This window comes from Shewanella phaeophyticola (genome assembly GCF_025398315.1).
GTDB lineage: Bacteria > Pseudomonadota > Gammaproteobacteria > Enterobacterales > Shewanellaceae > Shewanella > Shewanella phaeophyticola.
On sequence record NZ_JAODOQ010000001.1, the window covers coordinates 1751772 to 1771416 of the forward strand.

Genomic DNA, 19645 nt, shown 5'->3' on the forward strand with positions numbered 1-19645 from the left:
TATGGGTATTCGCCAGCGATTATTGATGATGTGTCACCCAAAAGCACATCAATGAACCGACAGTGACTAATGCTACGCCTTGCCAAAATGAACCGGTGAGCGAGATCGATAAGTAAACAGACGCAAACATCGTTGAAAATACCGGGGTAAAATACGACAGTGTGCCTAATAAGATGATATTGCCGCCAATCACAGCTTGATTCCACAGTGCATAACCAGAACCAATCACAACACCCGCCAAGATCAGTATTGCCAAATTCGATATCGAGAATCTAATACTGGCCTCATTACTCAAAAAATATTGAATCCACAAGGTTATCGCTGTTGCTGCAAAAAACAGCACAATAGCATTGTTACCCTGACTTATTTTTTGGGTCACAACACAATAAATAGCCCAAATAAACGCAGCAGAAAACGCCATAAAGTAGGTCAGGGGGTTGTCGGTAATATTGGCTAATAAGATATCAACTGAAATGCCTTTGTCACCGGCAATACACCAAGCAACACCACTAAATGCGATACATACACTTGGGTATATCAACCAATGGATTTTTTTACGGTTCAGCATAACGCTCAATAATATGGTTAGTGCTGGCCATAAGTAATTAATGATCGCCATTTCTATTGCTTGATGTCGGCTGTTAGCCATACCTAAAGACAGCGCTAAACATATCTCATAAATGACAAATAAACTGCCGCCAATCAATAGATACTTTTTAGGGGCTGTACGTATTTTAGGCACACCCATCACTGACATTAAAAACAGTGCGCTCACGCTATACAACATGGCAGCGCCTGCAATAGGGCTAAACAGTTCAGATAAGTCTCGTATAAACGCAGTGACACTACTCCACAATAAAATCGCAATAACACCATATAAAGTGTATTTATTTTCACCAGCAACAGACATCGTACCCAACATGATTAAATTACCCAGAAAAACATGACAATATTACTGTAAAAACAGATAGGTGCAACCTGTCTTAATAGCGCAATATTTTTGAATAATTCGGGCATTATGAAAAATTTTCAGATTGTGCTTATGTATTGAGAGAGATATCCATTAACACTATTCGACGCGGTTAAAACGAGTTTGCAATAGCCTTTCGCTAAATGGGTTAGTAACGCAGAGCTTGTTGAATTATGGAACCTTTTCCAATATGAGACCTGTAAAAGGCCACATATTCACTGCGCTTGCCTCAGTGCTCATTTTAGAAAAAACACAGATTATTATCACTAATTAGGTATAAAAATGAGCTTTATGTGAGCGAACGTTCAAAGACTACGATAAAATCAATTTCTAGTGTCTTATGTGTTCGGTGATTTATATTTAATTAAACATTAAGTATAAATTGAAATGAGTACGCATAGGCGATTATCAATATTCATTTAGCTATTAGTTGACAATAGACATTTATCTACAATATTGAGTTTTGTAAAATAAATAAGTGTTGGCTGAATGTTATTTAATAATAATTTTAGGATAAAATGATGAGAAACATAATTAATCCAATATTGTCAGTAAGTACAATATGCCTAATATTATCTTCATTCAGCGCCCAAAGTAATGATGAAACGCCTAATGTCGACTCGGCAACAGCCGCACATCCACCAATAATGGAAGTCATCAGTCGCGGCGAATATGCTGGAGCCAAAGCTTGTGGCGCTTGTCATAAACAAAAATACAATGACTGGGCTGGCTCGCGACATGGCTCTATGCTGAGAAAGCTCTACACCGATGGTAATACCATTACCGCACCATGGGGCACCGCAGAAACCCCACTGACGTTTAAAGACAGTGGTAATCACCAATACACTTCATACATGAAAGGCGACAAATACTGGGTAACGCTACATGATGCCGTAAACAGTAAAAACGATCTCGACTTTCAAATTGATGTGGTTGGCTACAAAACAACACAAATGTTTTTAAGTTGGGACGAAGCCAATCAAAACTACATCACCATGCCATTCATTTATTGGGACTGGGAAGACAGTAACCCAAAACAACCGTCTCCAGATAACCAATGGACGCCATTAACAAGCGGTATATTCTTTTATAACGCAGATGGAAGCTTATTTACTGGCGACAAACTAGAGCTAAGCAAACGCGCCTTTGGCTTTACCAATTTTTGCATGGAGTGCCATAGCACAGGCTTTGAAGTTAGCAGCTGGGAAGTGCAAGATACGGCATTAGGTAACCGTGTTATCCCTGTCGACAATACTAGTAAAACCGTTGAACTTGGCATCGCTTGTGAAAAATGCCATGGCCAGGAGCAAAGCATGTGCGCACGCAAGATGCAGATGACATTATTCAGCCAATTAACGAACTCACGGGCGAAAAAGCTGGCGACCAATGCAATGTGTGTCATATCGCGCCAATATCATTAAACAGCCCAGCAGCGATTCAAACAGGCTATGGTTATAAATTTAATCATAATGACCCATTAGGACACGGTATGTTTCCCAATGTAGGTGATGACTTAACCGAGTTTCAAGGCTCTGCACCTTACAATGTCAGTTACTGGCCAGGCACAAAAATTAGACGCCAAATTCGAACTCACGCCCTAGAATTAGCAGAATCAAAACACGGTAAGGCAGGCTTTACCTGTGTGACATGTCATGATCCTCACTCACAAAAGCTTAAGTTTGGCGGCGATGAAGACAGCGATAAATTATGCAGCAGTTGCCATGCTGAAAAAGACAGCGATGCACATAAACTTAAGGCACATAATGCCGTCGACATAAAATGTACTGATTGTCACATGCCATGGATGAAACATGCTGGTGGACGTGGGCACCGTTACGATGGTCGTTCACACTCTTGGGATTTATTAACCCCAACAGATTCGTTAAAAGGGTTTGACTTGTTACGACCCTATACCGAAAAGGGCGCAGATCCTGATGCACAATTAACCAAAGATTGGCAAAGTATTCAGGCCATTAAAGACTTATGCTACGATAACTTCAATTATCCAATAAACGTTGTAGGCTGTGTCAAGTTTGATATTTTGCCCAATGCTTGTTCAAGCTGTCATACAGACGAATTCCCAACACCGGGTGTATTCACTGATGCCGAGCGTGCAAAATTGGAAGAAGGTGAAAAACGCCTAGAAACATTTATAAAATTAACCAAATAGTATGATTAAACATCTTTAAAAGTCTAAAGAGATAATAAAGGACACTCAAGTAAATTGAGTGACCTTTATTAGATTTAATAACAATTAACAATAGTTTACCTGTTAATATTAGATTATTATATGACGATATCTTGTATTGAATATAACAACCAAACCGTAATAATAAGTTTTTATATGACATTAATAGTATAATAATTTCCACTTCTATTTTATTTTATAAATCAAGCATTATTGTAATGATTTAGAATTCTCTTATATTATGATAAAAACAATTATAATCACTTGATTAGCGGTCGATATTAAGGTTTTTCAACAAGGTGTTTAGTCAAGCCTAAATAAGGTGTGGCTTATTTAGGTTTTTCGCACGTTAAGTGGTCGTTTTTCGCTCTCGATATCCCCCCATCCCAAAGTCAATAAGAATATCGATTTAAAATATTTAAAGTCAGACACTTAATGTGTACTTCATCTCTTGCTTGAACACTCATTCTAGTTCTTAATTTTGATGAGTATCACTAAATAGGTATTTATTTAAAGTGATTATGAGCAATCGTTCAAAATGTAATGTATCCTTGATTAAGTACTAAGTTAATTGTTTATATATGAATCTATTATGTACGAATTATGCGAAAGAGGCGGTGAAATATGTAAAATAAAGCAGTGCGCAACATTGTAAAATAATGAAATTAAAATAAACCTTTACATAATCGCTAAATATAGTCGCGATGGTTTAATGCACGCTTTTTTTAGCATATTAACCTTACGAATTATATTAAATGGTGAGTTTTAGGAAATATGATGAATAAAAAAATTAAACCATTGTTGTTAACGACAGCAATATGTCTCGTATTATCGGCCTGTGGTTCAGATAATAATGATGAAACCACAGTTGTAGATCCAACCACCCCAACAACACCAACAACACCAACAACAAACCAGAGCCCCCAAGCCTTTCCTGACATTGCTACCGTAACTCAAGGGGAAACTATCACCATAGATGCTCTTGCGAATGATACTGATCCTGAAAATGACACGCTGACTATCATCTCAGCAGAAGGGCTCATCATTAGCGGTAATATTATTAGTTACACAGCACCTATCGATGCTGTGGGCGACAACGTATTTAATTACAGCATTAGCGATGGTGCTTTAGAATCATCGTCCACAATTACGATTACAATATTAGATAAAGCAGATGAAAATGTGGCGATTAGTCGTGGTGAGTATGCTGGTGCAGAAACCTGTGCCACATGCCATCAAGAAAAATATGATGACTGGGAAGAGTCACGCCACGCCTCAATGCTCAGAAAACTCTATAGTGATGGCAACATCATAACAGCCCCATGGGGAACAGAAGAGGAACCACTTACGTTTACAGACAGTGGAAACCATCAATATACGTCGTACATGAACGGCGATAAATACTGGGTAACGTTACATGACGCGGTAGACAGTAGTAACGATCTCGACTTTCAAATTGATGTGGTTGGCTACAAAACAACACAAATGTTTTTAAGTTGGGACGAAGCCAATCAAAACTACATCACCATGCCATTCATTTACTGGGACTGGGAAGACAGTAATCCTAAGCAGCCATCACCCGAAAATCAATGGACTCCACTTACCAGTGGCATATTCTTTTATAACGCAGATGGAAGCTTATTTACTGGTGATAAACTTGAATTAAGTAAACGTGCATTTGGTTATACCAACTTATGTATTGAGTGTCATACAACCGGTTATGAAGTCACAAGCTGGGAAATTAAAGATACGGCATTTGGTAATCGTGTTATACCAATTGACAACACCAGTAAAACAGTAGAATTTGGAATTGCCTGTGAAAAATGTCATGATTCAGGGGCTGAACATGCGCGCACGATGAGCCCAGATGACATTATTCAACCCACTAAAGATCTTACCGGTGAGCAAGCTGGAGATGAGTGTAACGTATGTCATATTGCGCCAATATCATTAAACAGTCCTGCAGCTATCCAAAAAGGTTACGGTTATAAATTTAATGCCGACAACCCATTAGGGCATGGCATGTTCCCAAATCCAGGTGACAATCTTGACGAGTTCCAAGGTTCTTCGTCAGACAATATTAGTTACTGGCCAGGCACCACTATTAGACGTCATATCAGAACTCACGCATTAGAACTCGAAGAGTCTAAGCATGGCGAATATGGAATGTCTTGTGTAACTTGTCATGATCCTCATTCACAAAAGCTGAAGTTCAATGCTGAAGATGATTCAGATGCATTATGCATAAGTTGTCATGCAGAAAAAGACAGTGATGATCATAAACTTGCTTCTCATAACCAGGTTGACGTTAAGTGTGCTGATTGCCATATGCCATGGATGAAACATGCTGGTGGACGCGGACATCGTTACGACGGTACTTCACACTCTTGGAATTTATTAACACCAACAGATTCACTTAAAGGTTTTGATGAGCTCCGCCCATATACTGAAGCGGGTGCCGATCCTGATGCGCAATTAACCAAAGATTGGGAGAGTATTCAGGCGATTAAAGACTTATGCTACGATAACTTCAATTATCCAATCAACGTTGTAGGCTGTGTCAAGTTTGATATTATGCCCAATGCTTGTTCAAGCTGTCATACAGACGAATTCCCAACACCGGGTGTATTCACTGATGAAGAGCGTGCAAAATTAGTCGAAGGTGAAAAACGCTTAGAAGCCTTTAAGATTTTAAGTGATATCAATGATTAAGTAAAAATACTCACAAGTGAGTTAACTTAAAATGCCACTCAAGCAAGTTGAGTGGCATTTTTATTTGCAATATAAATCAATCAACACCTACATACTATTAAGATTGCCTAATACCAATTCCACTAATTATCTGGTCATTCAGCGGTAATTCTGTACCTTCTAGGCAAGTAATAGGATTGTAGGCATAGTTGCTCTCGGCAACTGCTCCTGCGTTGCTCTACCTCCTGCGTCCATGCAGTCGTCGGCAACTGCTCCTGCGTTGCTCTACCTCCTGCGTCCATGCAGTCGTCGGCAACTGCTCCTGCGTTGGTCTACCTCCTGCGTCCATGCAGTCGTCGGCAACTGCTCCTGCGTTGCTCTACCTCCTGCGTCCATGCAGTCGTCGGCAACTGCTCCTGCGTTGCTCTACCTCCTGCATCCATGCAGTCGTCGGCAACTGCTCCTGCGTTGCTCTACCTCCTGCATCCATGCAGTCGTACGTCAAAATACGATTAAGCAGCATAGAAGGCACAGAAACCCGCCTTGCAGGAGACGCTCAGACAGTCCATTTCTTTGTTGCATTGCCTTAGAAGGGAATAACCATTATTTCAACAATGCGCCTCAAACTGAACAGTCTGAGCGACTCTGATTGGTCACATAATTAATGGAAATGGTATAAAAATCCAATATAGCTATAGCCCTTGGATTTATAAAAGGCTAACTCCACTTTTTTAAATGAGTCGACATAGGCCGCCACCAAAGGCGTAAACGCAATAATCGCAAAAATGTGCTTAACCTCACCATCGGGTACAAAACCCACAGAATGTATCAACCAATGTGTTAGATCAAACATCCTAAGAAAAATAATAACGAACAACCCTAAGGCTAGAGAGATAAACAGCTGACACCATAATAACCGATCAAAACGCCAAAGTAGCCGAGATATACTAGAAAAGAAAAAGACATAAGCATAAAACCCACCAAGTAACATAACCGCTAATATATCCAGGGTTTCAGGCATTAAAAAGTAACTAAACGCAGGAATGACATACCAAATCATCTTCTTTTTATAAACAACGACAAATTGTTCTGCTTTAACAATGATGTCGTTGGGTAATGAGCTGGCTTGTTTCATGTTGGTTTGCTCTGTTTTCACTTTAACTAGGTCACTTTAACTAGGTCACTTATGCTATTTCATCTTTACTAAAAGTGCAGCTAATTGGCTAAGTGCACCCTCAAAATCTAATTCATCAATCGACTGACACAAGGCAATGACATCGGGTGTAAATGGGCTGTTTTTCGCCAGTTTTGCTTGCACAGCCCGGCAATGGTGAACAGCATTAAGATTGCCTTCCAGTAAGTGTTGTTTAAGCGTATTAAGCTCAGTGGTTAACTGTGTTAGCGAGAGCGCTTCAGAAGCGTTCTGCGTTGATGCGATAGGATCAACGTGGGTTGATGTGGCTAAAAGTGCATGGATTTGAGCTAATTCAGCTTGAGCGAGTTGGGTAATATGTTGGCCTAAATTGGCGTACTCGGCAGTGTTATATGTTGTGCCATTAAGCTGGGTTAATTTACGCTCCCAATCATACAATGCTAAATGTAATGAGGTCAGTCCTGCGGTACCGGCAGTGCCTTTAAGGGTATGTATTAATAATAAAAGCTCACTCACTTCGCCTTGTTCAGCCAGTTGTTTAATGTCGTTTAGCTGTTGGGTGAGTTTTTTTCAAAAATAGCAATCAAACGGCGATAAAAAGCTTCATTACCGGCAAAAGGCTTAAGTAAGTCCTCTAGATTTGTAGGCTGTACATCGCTAAGCGACTGTGAAGTACCGACCATTTTGTTGGCTTTCATTACATCGACACTCTTAGTTGAAGCAGGCGGTTAATCATTGTTTTTAATGCCTACTATGAGTAAATGTTGAAATACGAGAAATGCATTTAGGAAATATCAGTGTATTTATTCAATGGCTTAGTTTGCTTCATTAACAATTATAATACAATATTAGAGTCAGTTGATGCTAAACCTATCGAATAGGAGACCAAATGCAATTAGAGAACATTTTACATGTAGAAGATGATGAATCTATTCGTGTCATCGTAGACATGGCGCTAGTCGATTTATCTGGGTATACACTGGTTTCTTGTGATGGTGGAAAAAGCGCATTAACCCAGATAGACCAATTTACCCCAGATTTAATTTTACTCGACGCCATGATGCCAAGCATGGACGGTTTACAAACCTTAATTGAGTTGCGTAAAAAACCACATTGCCAACATATTCCTGTGGTATTTATGACCGCGCGTATTCAACAATCAGAGCAACAAGAATATCTCGATGCGGGCGCCGTCGCTGTCATTGAAAAGCCATTCGACCCGATGAGCCTTGGCAATCAATTAGCGACCATCTACCAAACGTATATTGCCGCAGCAGACAATCATTCTTCGGAGTAACTAATGCAAAAGCCTGTTAAACCAAAAACAGAGCAACAACGACTGAGCGCATTGTTCAACACAGGCTTGTTAGATACCGAGCCAGAGCTGCGGTTTGACCGTTTAACCCATTTAGCCCAGCTTTGTTTAGACACTGAGATTGTTCTAGTGTCATTAATCGACAGCGATAGACAATGGTTTAAATCAAGGCAAGGTCTTGATGCATGCGAAACTCACCGAGATATTTCTTTTTGCGGCCATACCATTTTAGGTGACGGGATTTTTGAAATACCCGACGCCCAAGTCGACAACAGATTTACAAATAATCCTCTAGTACTGGGTGCCCCCTTTATACGCTTTTATGCCGGTGTGCCCTTGTCAATTAATGGGGTAAATATTGGTACGCTTTGCTTTATCGACAGTAAACCACGGCAATTTACCGACAAAGAGCGCCAAATAGCTACCGAGTTTGGCAAAACCATTGAACAAGAAATTCAAGACAGATTACAAGAACATGCCCACGAGATACTTGCCGCAAGAGAACAAATGTACCGCTCGGTGCTTGAGGGAACTCGAATTGGTACCTGGCAATGGAACGTACAAACCGGTGACACTGTGCTTAACGAACGTTGGGCAGACATTATGGGCTACACACTCGCGGAACTCGAACCCGTATCAGTCGACACCTGGTTAAACTTGTTGCATCCAGATGATGTTGCCGACTCAGATGCTCAATTAGAAGCCCACCTCAATGGTAAAGCGCCATTTTATGACATTAAATGCCGCATGAAACACAAGCAAGGGCATTACGTGTGGGTGCATGACCGAGGTAAAGTGGTCTCTTACACTGCTGACGGTCAACCCTTGATGATGTTTGGTACCCATGCCGACATCACCCAACAGCAATTGAGCGAAATTGCATTACTACATAGCCGCGATGAACTGTATAAGTTAACCCAGCAATTGCCCGGTGTGGTTTATCAATATCAATCGTGGCCAGATGGACGCAGCGCCTTTCCTTATGCTAGTACCGCGATTGAAGAAATTTACGGCGTCACTCCCGAAGAGGTGCGACATGATGCTACCAATGCCTTTGCTAAAATTCATCCAGATGATTTAGGTTTGTTAGTTGACAGCATTGAGCGCTCTCTTGAAACCCTCAACCTCTGGGAACTTGAATATCGTATCATCGCTAATAATGACTCGTTTAAGTGGCTTTCAGGCCGTGCCACACCAGAAAGAATGCCAGACGGTAGCACCTTGTGGCATGGCTATATTCAAGATATTACCCAAACAAAAGAGCATTACCTCAAACTAGAAGAGCTAAATCAACAGCTTAATGTAGCACAGCAAAGTCTTGATTTAGCTAGTGAACAGGCGCAAATCGGCTATTGGCAAGCATCGCTAAAACAGGGCACATTATGGTGGTCGCCAATGATCTACCAAATCTTTGGCTTAAATGAGCAAGACTTCAGCCCCAGTGTTAGCTTATTTAAGCGTGCAGTGCATCCTGACGATGTGTCAAAAGTTGAACAAAGTGAAGACCAAGCCCGCATCACAGGCATTCACAATGTCATTCACCGTATTATTCGGCCAAATGGCGAGGTACGTTGGGTACATGAGCTAGGGCAACTTGTCTCTGAAGATAAAAACCCAGAGTTAATCATGATAGGCTCGGTACAAGACATTACCGACAGAATGAAATTACAAAAGATTAAAGATGATTTTATCTCAACCGTGAGTCATGAACTGCGTACACCATTGACGTCCATTAATGGCGCATTAACCCTATTACAATCGGGTAAAATTGTCAGCCTGCCAGAAAAAGCCCAAAAGCTGATGGATATAGCCAGCAGTAATTGTTTGCAGCTGAGTCGATTAATTAATGATCTGTTAGACATTGAAAAGCTGGCAGCGGGTAAAATGTTGTTCGAAATGAAACCGTTAAACGTGCCTCCGCTGTTACAGCGCGCGCTTAACGACCATCAACCCTATGCCGATCTGCACAATATTATCCTAGAGTTGCAATATGCATCCCAAATCAACGATATGAGAATATACGTTGACGAACATCGACTACTGCAAATTTTGACCAACTTTTTATCAAATGCCGTTAAATTTTCACCTCAAAATGGCCAAGTAACCTTGTCTGCTTCAGTGATAGGTGATCAAATTGAAATAGCCGTGCAAGACCAAGGCTGCGGTATATCTGACGATTTTAAAAGCAGAATTTTTGAAAAGTTCTCACAAGCAGACGCCAGTAGCTCAAAAGTCAAAGGCGGCACAGGGTTAGGCTTAGCATTATGTAAAGAACTTACCGAAGCCATGCACGGTAAAATTGGCTTTAACTCAAACTTGGAGCAGGGGGCTCGTTTTTATGTGCGATTTGCACTAACAAATTAACCCCTTAACACAAAATATCCCAGTGTACGTTTACGGCCACTGGGATTTTTATTGGCTTGTGGCTAGCCCTCGCAATAATACCATTTCCATTAATTATGTGACCAATCAGAGTCGCTCGGACTGTTCAGTTTGAGGCGCATTGTTGAAATAATGGTTATTCCCTTCTAAGGCAATGCAACAAAGAAATGGACTGTCTGAGCGTCTCCTGCAAGGCGGGTTTCTGTACCTTCTATGCTGCTTAATAGTATTTTGACGTAGAGCAACTATGCCTACAATCCTATTACTTGCCTAGAAGGTACAGAATTCCCGCTGAATGACCAGATAATTAGTGGAATTGGTATAACATGATTCAGTGATTATTTACTTGATGTAGTCGCGGCCTTACTTAACGATTCAAGCACATTACTGATTTTATCAAGCACCGCATCACAACCTTTAATGTCATGACGTTGCTTAAGGTATTGCGGATTGTTATACGACAACCACACTTTGTTGTGCGCATCTTCAGTAATGAGTACTTTTTGGGGCAAATCGATAGCCACCTGCTGATTACACTGCATTAATTGAGTGCCAATTTTAGGGTTACCAAACATAATCACCTCAGTCGCAGGTAAACTTAACTCAACACCTTCGGCATTTTTTTGATGATCAATCCGCGCAAATACCGTAAAACCTTTATTTCTGATAATTGATTCAAAGCGGTCTGCAGTAACTTTGGGTGAATATTGGCTTTGGTGAGTAATCAAACTGTCGACAGCAGACACGGCTGTGCTGGTGAATACTGAGGTCGAGGTAAAAAACAGCGTAATCGCCAGCGAGAGATTTTTGATCATACAATGCTCCATTTGTGATGCGTAAGCCTAGCAACTAGAGAAAGCTAGAGACTAGAAACTCATAATAGATGTTAGGTTTAAATTATTAGGTTTAAAATGTTAGATACAATGACTAAATACAACATATAGCCAAGGTCTCTATAAACACAAGCATAAATACACGTAATTGCTGGTGGCCGTAACAAAGCTAGCGGTGATGAGAGTAAACTGACGAGACGCTTAATTATCCACCTTATCTTTTGACTACGCATTCACTAATCTGCATACAGGTTAAAAAATTACCGAGGGTTATACGTTTATTATTGCATGAATTGGAATAAATATTCATTTACTAATGTTCGTTATCATGAGTGTTTAGGCGGGTAAATCAATCATTCTAGTGGTAGATAATCACTCCACATGTGTAGATATACATGGCGCTCTAGTTGTAAACTATCCGATAAAGCCCTTGTTTAATAAGAGGTTCAGTTTGTTAATAAGAGGTATTGTTTGGCGTCATATCATGCATTGTTAAATCACCAGCGCTACTTTGATCGTATAGGCTCAGATTACCGTCAAGGCAGTTCTGTGAGCTTTTTAGACATCAAACACACCTTTGGTTTACGCCACATTCGCGTGGGTAAATGGGTTAACCGTGAAGAATCTGCACTGGCCGCCAATTTGATTTTTGATTCAATGGCCGACCTTGCCAATATTTTACGTGTGCCCCCCGAGTTAATCGGCTTGCGCGGTAGCCTCAGGTTTGCCTTTGGCTCAGGTGGGCAAAAAGGCGTGCAAGCACATTACTCACCCGCTTATAAAGAATTAGCGCTGGCAAAAAATGCCGGAGCAGGGGCATTAGCCCACGAGTTTTGGCATGCGTTCGATCATTACATCGCCGATAAAATGTTTATCGACGACAGCCTATTAAGCCCAGACGGTTACATGAGTACAGCGAGCCGCTTTGCCTGCGCCACAGACCACTGGCTGGCAGATAAAACCATGGTCGATCATCCGTTAAATCAACAGTTATCAAGGTTATTTCAAGTCACTTTTTTAAGCGCCAACGGCCAAGAGCCCCACGACTATGTTCGCCGCTCAATCGCATTAGACAAACAGCAAGGTTGCCACTATTTTGCCAAACCGACCGAAATGATGACCGCGCTTTTGAAGCCAGTATCGAAATGTATTCAGAAACCCACGCCGAGATAACCAACCCATACTTAGTAAACAGCACCATCAACTCACCTCTATCCAAGTTAGGCGCATATCCAGACGCAGAGCACAGCGCGCAAATCTACCAAGCATTAATGGCCTATTTTGAACCACTGGGGATTGCATTTGATAAGCAGAGTGGCGGGTAGGTGACAAGTAACAAGTTAAAAGTACTAGGTTGTATAAATAGCTCGCGATGAATTTCTATCACAAGATTAAACGTCATTCTGTAAGGCTGATTAGCTGAGTTTTTTATTAAACAAAATCAACGGCATCTAACACCTGCTTTAATCGTGCAAACGTGACCATGCTTTCATTGGCAATCATAGGTGCATAATCAAGATTTTGTGCATTAAGCTGGTATTGACCATTTGGTAATTTACTCACTTTTCGCAGTAAATACTGATTGTCGCCAGCGTCATCCTGTATTTCGATAGCCATGATTTTACCTGTTATTGAACCTGCATTAATGGCGGTAACACGTTCAAGTAATAATAAATCACCATCGTGAATGGGATTCTTGCCACCATTCATCGAGTTACCACTGGCTGGGGCAATAAAGTAAATCGTGGGATCAAGTTTACTGTATGTGTTGTTTAGTTTGAGTAACTCATGATTATCATCAGTACCCGTTTTAAAATGACCACAGGCAATTTTTAAATCTGGGTAAAAATTAAGTTGAACAGTGTCTTTGGTATTAGCTGTTTTAGCGAATGAAACCACATTGTCTTTTTCATTGTTAATAGCAAGATTTTTGGACTTTTGACGCTCGCTGTAACGCGCTAACAGTAATTCAGTTAGTTCTCTGATTGCCATTGATAACAGAGAGATATCTGCGCTATTTATTTCAATATTGGCTTGCAATTGGCCACTTTTTACAACAAACCACGGCTGTGGATCGGCCTTATCTTGTTTGCATAAAAACGTTATTGGGTTGTTCAGCCAATAGGTTTTCCATTTAGGTGAGTTTGCATCGATGGTTTGCAAGTCGGCTTTAACATCTTGAACCCATAACTTAGGATAACGTTTAAATATGTGCCAACTTTTAACACAGACAGCTTCAATTGTAGGGGGCTGATTTAAACCATCTAATTCTATAAATGCTTCCAGTAAGATGGCTTTAAAACACTTGCTCATTGAGACTTTTTCTATGCCTTGACTGAGAAATGTAAGATAAGGTGCTAGGTTAGCTATTTGCTTATTTTCGCTTTCATCTTGTTCTTGGCTTAACACAAGTTCAAACCAGCTACCAAACTGCTTGGTCATTTTATTCCAAGCATAATCACTTCTAAAAAACTCAGTTGCTGTTGGTCGATGCTCTAAATTATCTCTGAGTAATCGATATTGTTCATCTGCTTTGGTGTAATCGAGTTTCAGTTGTCGCCAAAAGTCGATTAATTGTGGAGCGATATTAATAACACAGTCTGGATGAAGCTTTGGCGCGTCGAGCTCTTTTAATGTCTTTTTGGCATCACTTGTTTGCAGTAACGCCATTGGGCGATTTAAAAAACTAATATGATTTCCTATGAAGTCGATTACTGATACATAGGTTTTATTAGTGTCGGGTGACGTGCGTAGACCTCGGCCTAACTGCTGTAAAAATAAGATTTTTGACTCAGTAGGGCGCAAGATCAAAATAGTGTCAATTGAGGGTAAATCCGTACCTTCATTGAATAAATCGACCGAAAAAATAACTTCAATTTTGCCCATGGCTAAAAGGCTCAGTGCCTCACCACGTTTTACTTGAGAGTCACTGTGAACAGACACTGCGTTTATGCCTTGAGTCGTAAACCATGTAGCCATAAAGTCTGCATGTGCTTTAGACACACAAAATGCCAAGGTGCGTTGCTGTTTATATGATTGCCAATGACCAAAAATGTGTTTTGCCCGTTTTTGAGTGGCAAATTTGAATTCAAGCGTTTTAGGATCGAACTTACCATTTCGCCATGGTAAATCACGATAATCTACGGTTTCGTCATTAATGCCTTGGTAACGAAATGGCACCAAAATGCCTAACTCAATACCATCAACGATGTTCTTTTCGTACACCAAATTGTTATCGCACAGGGACAAAATATCAGCTTGATCGGTTCGCTCTGGCGTGGCGGTCAAGCCAAGTAAAAATTTGGGCGTAAAATGGTTCAATAAAGCCTGATAGCTAGAGGCTCCAGCATGGTGGAACTCATCGACAATCACATAATCAAAATAGTCAGGTTTGACCTCGTTTAAGTATTTTTGTTTGCCTAGGGTTTGTATTGAGGCAAACACAACATCTGCATCCAGAACCTTTGAACTGGCATTAAAATGGCCACTGACAAGCATAGGTAGTAACGACTTAAAGGTGCGTTCAGCTTGCAATAAAATCTCTTCTCGATGTGCTACAAAGAGCACTTTTTTGGCATTAAATTGTTGTACATCAAATGCGGCTAACCATGTTTTGCCCATACCTGTTGCCAACACAACTAGGCTGCTTAGATAGTTGCTCTACACGTGTTTGTGCTAATGCATTTAAGGCTTCTTGTTGGGCAAAGTTAGGGGCGATATCTTCAGGTTCAACTTCATTAACAATCATTAAAGGCGGTTTTACCTTTTTTCGTTGCTCTGCATAATCGTTGATAAATTGATTATTTAAATCAATAGCCTGAGGATGATTAAATATCGAAGAAAACTGCTCACGAATGTAATCAAATTCACTTGGGTGCTGATTTTCGACCAAATCATGGCGTAAGCACCATTCAAAGGCATGGGTTAATGCTGTCTTACTGATGTTATTAGAACCAATATATGCACTGCCAGTTTGTGATGAATCCAACTCTTGCTTCACAAAAATATAGGTTTTCATGTGAAAACTTTGTTGGGCTTGGCAAGTAAATATCTTGGTTTGCGCTCCACGAGATTGCAAAATCATTAAATGACGTAGTGCAACGGGATCTGTGATATGCAGATAATCAGAGGTGATAATAGCAATAGAGGCATTACGTTCTAACGCATCAGATAGGCTGTCAAATAGTAGATTTAGCCCTGATTGCTGGATAAATGAAACAGATATTTCAATGGAGGTCGCGCGATTAATCGCTTTTAATAACTTAGGTAAAAGCGGGTCATCCATACCACCGCTGGTTAATACAGGTCCTTCTGCTAACTTCATATATTATCTCTGTTTATTAAGCTTTAATAAAAATGGCATTTAGCCATTTTTCGTTTTCACGACCAGGGCGAACATCTGTTGTTATCCATGTTTGTTTTATCGATAAACCTGTGTGTTCAATCCATTGCAGTAACAGTGTTTCATTAGCATCAGCAAAGAAACGACCATTATGGACTCGCTCTTGATCGCCATACTTGAAAGAACAATAAAATACGCCGTTTGCTACTAAGGTACTGGCTAAATGTAGAAAAGTAGCGGGCAGGGTGTTTGCCTCTACATGAAGTAAAGAGGCACAAGCCCAGATACCATCAAATTGCTCAGTTTTGTCTATTTCATCAAAACGACATACCAAAACGGGTTGACCAATTAACTCTGCGGCAGCTTTAACGAGTTCGCGACTGGCATCAATGGCGGTGACTTTAAATCCCATTTCAATAAATGCTTTACTGTCGCGACCAGACCCGCAACCAGCATCTAATATACGCGCTCCCAACGGTAGGTGTTGGATAAAAGGGTGGTAAAGTTCGCTCACGTCAGCATTAACAGTAGAGTCAAAAAAAGACTGTGAATTTGTATCGTAGAATTCGATGGTAGACATAACTAAGCCTATGATTTGATTAATTTGATTCTAGCTTATATGTAGTAAACGGCTCAAGCATTTAATAGTGTTAATTCAATCTCTAATCAGTCTATTGATTCAGTTAGTGGTTCACTTAAATTATTTTTAAATAGTGCTGTTTTTCGGATGGAGGTTTTATCTAGCTTTGCGATTTACTCATTTTGTGATGTCTTAACGATAACGGTTATTTTGTATAATTAACAGGGTGATACAAGATAAAAATTGATAGCATAATTGTTAAGATGCTGTAGTGTTGCTTATAAACCTATTGGTTTTTTTGCTATTTATGCAGTATATGATTTCGGATAAGGATATTGGAATGAAGTATCACACATTAAAACAACAACAGCGGCAGGTTCGTGGTGAGTTTTGTGAAGGTTTGGCGTTAAGGGTGCATCGGGCGTTAAGTTGGTTAGACAAGTCTGAAAAATGTGCAGACAAAGACAGCCAGTTTATATTTCTTTGGATCGCGTTTAATGCCGCTTATGCACAAGACACTGAAGTATTAAGGCATACTGAGTCTGAAGCATTTTCTAAGTTTATAAATAAGTTAGTTAATCTTGATACTCACAACCAGATTTATACTCTGCTTTGGAGTGAGTTTTCATCCAGCATTAGGGTGTTGTTAGCCAATAAATTTGTGTTTCAACCTTTTTGGGATTTTCATAACGGTAAAATCACTGAGGAGGAATGGCAAACGCGGTTTGCTAAAGCAAAAGTGGCGGCAAATTATGCACTGGCTAACAAGTCGACTGATGCACTAGCCTCAATTATTTTACAGCGCTTATATACCTTAAGAAATCAACTCGTGCACGGCGGTGCAACCTGGCAAAGTTCGGCTAATCGCGACCAAATTAGAGACGGCGTGGTGTTTTTATCTCAGTTGGTACCGATAATTATCACGATAATGATGGATCACCCAAAAGAGTTGTGGGGTGATGCCAATTACCCCGTGGTGCCGATTTAACGCTTTTAGCAATGGGGGCTTTGCTGTTGTTTAACGGCCGAAGAGCTAACACCTGGATTCCTGCTCAAAAGCATTGCAGGAATGACGGAATTGAGGGCGTTGTAGGAATGACAGATGTGGGGCGTTGCTTTTGTCTTATGCCGTCATCCTCAAATGCTTGTATTGGGGATCAGGTGTTGCTTTTTCTGTTAATAATCTACTTGTTTTATGACATTGATTGCGGTTGGGTACGACGGCCTTTTTGAGGGGACTCGGTGGCTGGTGTCTGGGTTAGTTTTCATGGTTTGTAAAAATTGGTTGTGTTGTGGGTAGAAACTTAGGTGGAGTGGGCGGTGGTTGCCGTAGTAGTACAGGCGATCAAATTTTAGGTTTTCGCATATCCACAGCGCTACGTGTTGCATAGTAATGGCATGTGTTTTCAATTGCGGTTGTTGGGCAATGGCGGGCAGAATAAAGTCACATGCGGCGCCAAAACGTGTGCAAATAAGAGTACTGTTTGTTGTTCAGTTCGTGGGCACAATGTTGGTCAAGCTGCGGGGCGATGTGTGGGTTGGGGTTTTTAGCAATTAGCCTTGCCAGTTCTGGTGAGCAAAATCCGTAGGTTAATGTTATCGGTCCAAATTGGTCAACAATGGGATCAAGCAGTCTTGTTGCCAATGCACTGAGTGCGCGCCAGGTGTCGGGCTGTTTAGGTAAGTTTTCAAGTTGATGCAATTGTGCCGTGCTGCCACAGTTTATAAGGTCTGCATAGGTAAAATGGCGGCTGGCTTTGCCATTGATATTATAAGAAAACAATTGACATCCCTGTTGGTGTGCACACATTGGTTGTAACCATACCCTGTATTGATTATGTTGACTAGATAGCAGTGTTAAGGAAGTGCCAATATGTTGATCATGTTATGACATGTGATCGGTTTAGCTTTAGTAGTAATGCTTTTATATGGCGGTTAGATAACTTGCTTAGTCACCATTGATAATTGTATTACATAGCAATTAAGGGATGAGCTTTTGTTGTGAAGTGTCTGATTTTTAACGTTGACGAGTTAAAAAAAGCCCAAAACCGAGTTGGTTTTGGGCTTGTAGCATAACGTTAGTGGTATAGGTTAAGACTTATTACGCCTTATATTGCGGGTAGTCGCTGTAGCCTTTGGCATCACCACCATACAAGGTGAGGCGTGCGTCGGCGTCAAATTCGGCTAATGGCCAGTTATGGTAGAAACGTTCAACCAAATCTGGGTTAGTGACATATGGCGTGGCAAATGCGACTAAATCGGCATACTGCTTGGCGAGCAAGACTTGTGCTGTCTCTTTGGTTAACTTGCCTGCGATCATGATTGGGTTAGGGTATACCTCACGCACTTGCTGGCGAAACGATTCTGGCACCTCAAGGTAACGTGAGATGTTTTCAGAAAAGTGCACGTAGGCTAAATCTAATTTCACCATATTTGCCAATGCTGCTAGTGTTAGCTCAACAATTTCAGGATCTTCTTCAGTAAAGCCTTCAATGACATGCGGTGATAGTCGCACAGCCACTTTGTTGCCGCCAATGGCATCAGCTACTGCGGTGAGCGTTTCTAATAAAAAGCGCATTCTATTTTGTTGACTGCCACCATATTGATCTTGGCGCTGATTACTTTCTAAGTGTAAAAAAGTGTCAAACAAGTAGCCGTGTGCTGCATGAATCTCGACACCATCAAATCCGGCTTCTATGGCATTTTTAGCCGTTTGCACAAAATCGTTAATGGTATTGTTGATATCTTCTTGAGTCATGGCTTTAGGTTGTTCAGTTTCGATCATCCCAAAACCACCTTCTGGCAATGGGTAAAACACTTGGTCGGGGATTTTAATCGCCGATGCTGCCACAGGTTGTTGGCCTGAAATGCTTGAATGACTGCGACGACCTACATGCCACAATTGAGCAAATATCTTCCCGTCTTTGGCGTGTACGGCTTGTGTGACCTGTTTCCAGCCCTCAACTTGTGCTGTGGTGTAAATGCCTGGGGTCATTGAGTAGCCACGGCTTACTGCAGAAATAGGTGTGCCTTCACTAATAATTAACCCCGCACTGGCGCGTTGTTGATAATAATCAGCCATGATTTGGTTGGGTACATCACCTGGCTGTGAGCTGCGTGAACGTGTCATTGGTGCCATGACAATTCGGTTGTTGGTATTAAGTGATGAGCCGCTAAAAGGCTGAAACAAT

General features: G+C 40.9%; 16 protein-coding genes and 1 pseudogene. 7 read left to right on the forward strand and 10 right to left on the reverse strand.

The window, feature by feature from the left end:
• Positions 1–19: 19 nt before the first annotated feature.
• Entirely contained in the window at positions 20–910 is an 891-nt protein-coding gene (gene yddG / locus N4T56_RS08240) for an aromatic amino acid DMT transporter YddG (RefSeq protein WP_261734779.1), read from the reverse strand.
• A 578-nt stretch (positions 911–1488) separates the two neighbouring features.
• Between yddG and N4T56_RS08245 the strand changes: the two genes are divergently transcribed.
• The 3 genes from N4T56_RS08245 to N4T56_RS08255 all read left to right on the forward strand — a co-directional run bounded on the left by N4T56_RS08245 (position 1489) and on the right by N4T56_RS08255 (position 5870).
• Positions 1489–2391 (forward strand): multiheme c-type cytochrome, encoded by a 903-nt coding sequence (locus N4T56_RS08245; protein WP_261732868.1) that lies wholly within the window; start codon positions 1489–1491, stop codon positions 2389–2391.
• Positions 2286–3140, forward strand: a complete 855-nt coding sequence (locus N4T56_RS08250; protein WP_261732869.1) for a cytochrome c3 family protein — start codon at positions 2286–2288, stop codon at positions 3138–3140. Before N4T56_RS08245 ends, N4T56_RS08250 begins: the two co-directional genes overlap by 106 nt.
• A 792-nt stretch (positions 3141–3932) precedes the next feature.
• The gene (locus N4T56_RS08255) at positions 3933–5870 is read left to right on the forward strand and encodes an Ig-like domain-containing protein (protein WP_261732870.1); all 1938 of its coding nucleotides are present in this window, start codon (positions 3933–3935) and stop codon (positions 5868–5870) included.
• Positions 5871–6510: 640 nt separating this feature from the next.
• On the opposite strand, the gene N4T56_RS08260 is transcribed toward N4T56_RS08255, so the two are convergent.
• Genes N4T56_RS08260 through N4T56_RS08270 form a run of 3 tightly spaced genes read right to left on the reverse strand, consistent with a single transcriptional unit; the run spans position 6511 to position 7700 of the window.
• Positions 6511–7005, reverse strand: coding sequence for a hypothetical protein (locus tag N4T56_RS08260; RefSeq protein WP_261732871.1), 495 nt, complete (start codon positions 7003–7005; stop codon positions 6511–6513).
• Between the two features lie 33 nt (positions 7006–7038).
• Positions 7039–7518: a hypothetical protein gene (locus N4T56_RS08265; RefSeq protein WP_261732872.1), complete on the reverse strand. Its 480-nt coding sequence runs from the start codon at positions 7516–7518 to the stop codon at positions 7039–7041.
• A 32-nt stretch (positions 7519–7550) separates the two neighbouring features.
• Positions 7551–7700, reverse strand: a complete 150-nt coding sequence (locus N4T56_RS08270; RefSeq protein ID WP_261732873.1) for a hypothetical protein — start codon at positions 7698–7700, stop codon at positions 7551–7553.
• 191 nt (positions 7701–7891) lie between these two features.
• Here N4T56_RS08270 and N4T56_RS08275 point away from each other — a divergent pair, with 191 nt between their 5' ends.
• Together N4T56_RS08275 and N4T56_RS08285 are read left to right on the forward strand one after the other, a co-directional pair.
• Complete coding sequence (locus N4T56_RS08275; protein WP_261732874.1) at positions 7892–8299, forward strand: response regulator; 408 nt, start codon at positions 7892–7894, stop codon at positions 8297–8299.
• A gap of 3 nt (positions 8300–8302) precedes the next feature.
• A complete protein-coding gene (locus tag N4T56_RS08285) occupies positions 8303–10681 on the forward strand; it encodes a PAS domain-containing protein (RefSeq protein ID WP_315903024.1) in 2379 nt (792 codons plus the stop codon).
• Positions 10682–11037: 356 nt separating this feature from the next.
• On the opposite strand, the gene N4T56_RS08290 is transcribed toward N4T56_RS08285, so the two are convergent.
• Entirely contained in the window at positions 11038–11514 is a 477-nt protein-coding gene (locus tag N4T56_RS08290; protein ID WP_261732875.1) for a DUF302 domain-containing protein, read from the reverse strand.
• Positions 11515–12021: 507 nt separating this feature from the next.
• Here N4T56_RS08290 and N4T56_RS08295 point away from each other — a divergent pair.
• Positions 12022–12857 (forward strand): annotated as a pseudogene (locus N4T56_RS08295) (CLCA_X family protein).
• A 106-nt stretch (positions 12858–12963) separates the two neighbouring features.
• Here the strand turns inward: N4T56_RS08295 and N4T56_RS08300 are convergent.
• The 3 genes from N4T56_RS08300 to N4T56_RS08310 are packed head-to-tail and all read right to left on the reverse strand — an operon-like array spanning position 12964 to position 16454.
• A complete protein-coding gene (locus N4T56_RS08300; RefSeq protein WP_261732876.1) occupies positions 12964–15153 on the reverse strand; it encodes a DEAD/DEAH box helicase family protein in 2190 nt (729 codons plus the stop codon).
• Positions 15125–15856: a phospholipase D-like domain-containing protein gene (locus tag N4T56_RS08305; protein ID WP_261732877.1), complete on the reverse strand. Its 732-nt coding sequence runs from the start codon at positions 15854–15856 to the stop codon at positions 15125–15127. The genes N4T56_RS08300 and N4T56_RS08305 overlap by 29 nt, the downstream gene beginning before the upstream one ends.
• A 16-nt stretch (positions 15857–15872) precedes the next feature.
• Positions 15873–16454 carry a class I SAM-dependent methyltransferase gene (locus N4T56_RS08310; RefSeq protein WP_261732878.1) on the reverse strand — a complete coding sequence of 194 codons (582 nt, stop codon included), beginning with the start codon at positions 16452–16454 and terminating at the stop codon, positions 15873–15875.
• A 340-nt stretch (positions 16455–16794) separates the two neighbouring features.
• Between N4T56_RS08310 and N4T56_RS08315 the strand changes: the two genes are divergently transcribed.
• Positions 16795–17442 (forward strand): HEPN domain-containing protein, encoded by a 648-nt coding sequence (locus tag N4T56_RS08315; protein ID WP_261732879.1) that lies wholly within the window; start codon positions 16795–16797, stop codon positions 17440–17442.
• Between the two features lie 456 nt (positions 17443–17898).
• Here N4T56_RS08315 and N4T56_RS08320 read toward each other — a convergent pair whose 3' ends face one another.
• Both N4T56_RS08320 and N4T56_RS08325 read right to left on the reverse strand, forming a co-directional pair.
• Positions 17899–18237, reverse strand: a complete 339-nt coding sequence (locus tag N4T56_RS08320; protein WP_261732880.1) for a hypothetical protein — start codon at positions 18235–18237, stop codon at positions 17899–17901.
• A gap of 318 nt (positions 18238–18555) precedes the next feature.
• Complete coding sequence (locus N4T56_RS08325) at positions 18556–19644, reverse strand: alkene reductase (RefSeq protein WP_261734781.1); 1089 nt, start codon at positions 19642–19644, stop codon at positions 18556–18558.
• Position 19645 lies beyond the last annotated feature (1 nt).

Excerpts from the sequence above, each read along its gene's own strand:
- N4T56_RS08245 (WP_261732868.1), top strand. The coding sequence starts at position 1,489 with ATGATGAGAAACATAATTAATCCAATATTGTCAGTAAGTACAATATGC.
- N4T56_RS08305 (WP_261732877.1), bottom strand. The coding sequence starts at position 15,856 with ATGAAGTTAGCAGAAGGACCTGTATTAACCAGCGGTGGTATGGATGAC.
- yddG (WP_261734779.1), bottom strand. The coding sequence starts at position 910 with ATGTCTGTTGCTGGTGAAAATAAATACACTTTATATGGTGTTATTGCG.
- N4T56_RS08300 (WP_261732876.1), bottom strand. The coding sequence starts at position 15,153 with ATGGGCAAAACATGGTTAGCCGCATTTGATGTACAACAATTTAATGCC.
- N4T56_RS08270 (WP_261732873.1), bottom strand. The coding sequence starts at position 7,700 with ATGAAAGCCAACAAAATGGTCGGTACTTCACAGTCGCTTAGCGATGTA.
- N4T56_RS08310 (WP_261732878.1), bottom strand. The coding sequence starts at position 16,454 with ATGTCTACCATCGAATTCTACGATACAAATTCACAGTCTTTTTTTGAC.
- N4T56_RS08285 (WP_315903024.1), top strand. The coding sequence starts at position 8,303 with ATGCAAAAGCCTGTTAAACCAAAAACAGAGCAACAACGACTGAGCGCA.
- N4T56_RS08275 (WP_261732874.1), top strand. The coding sequence starts at position 7,892 with ATGCAATTAGAGAACATTTTACATGTAGAAGATGATGAATCTATTCGT.
- N4T56_RS08255 (WP_261732870.1), top strand. The coding sequence starts at position 3,933 with ATGATGAATAAAAAAATTAAACCATTGTTGTTAACGACAGCAATATGT.
- N4T56_RS08290 (WP_261732875.1), bottom strand. The coding sequence starts at position 11,514 with ATGATCAAAAATCTCTCGCTGGCGATTACGCTGTTTTTTACCTCGACC.
- N4T56_RS08315 (WP_261732879.1), top strand. The coding sequence starts at position 16,795 with ATGAAGTATCACACATTAAAACAACAACAGCGGCAGGTTCGTGGTGAG.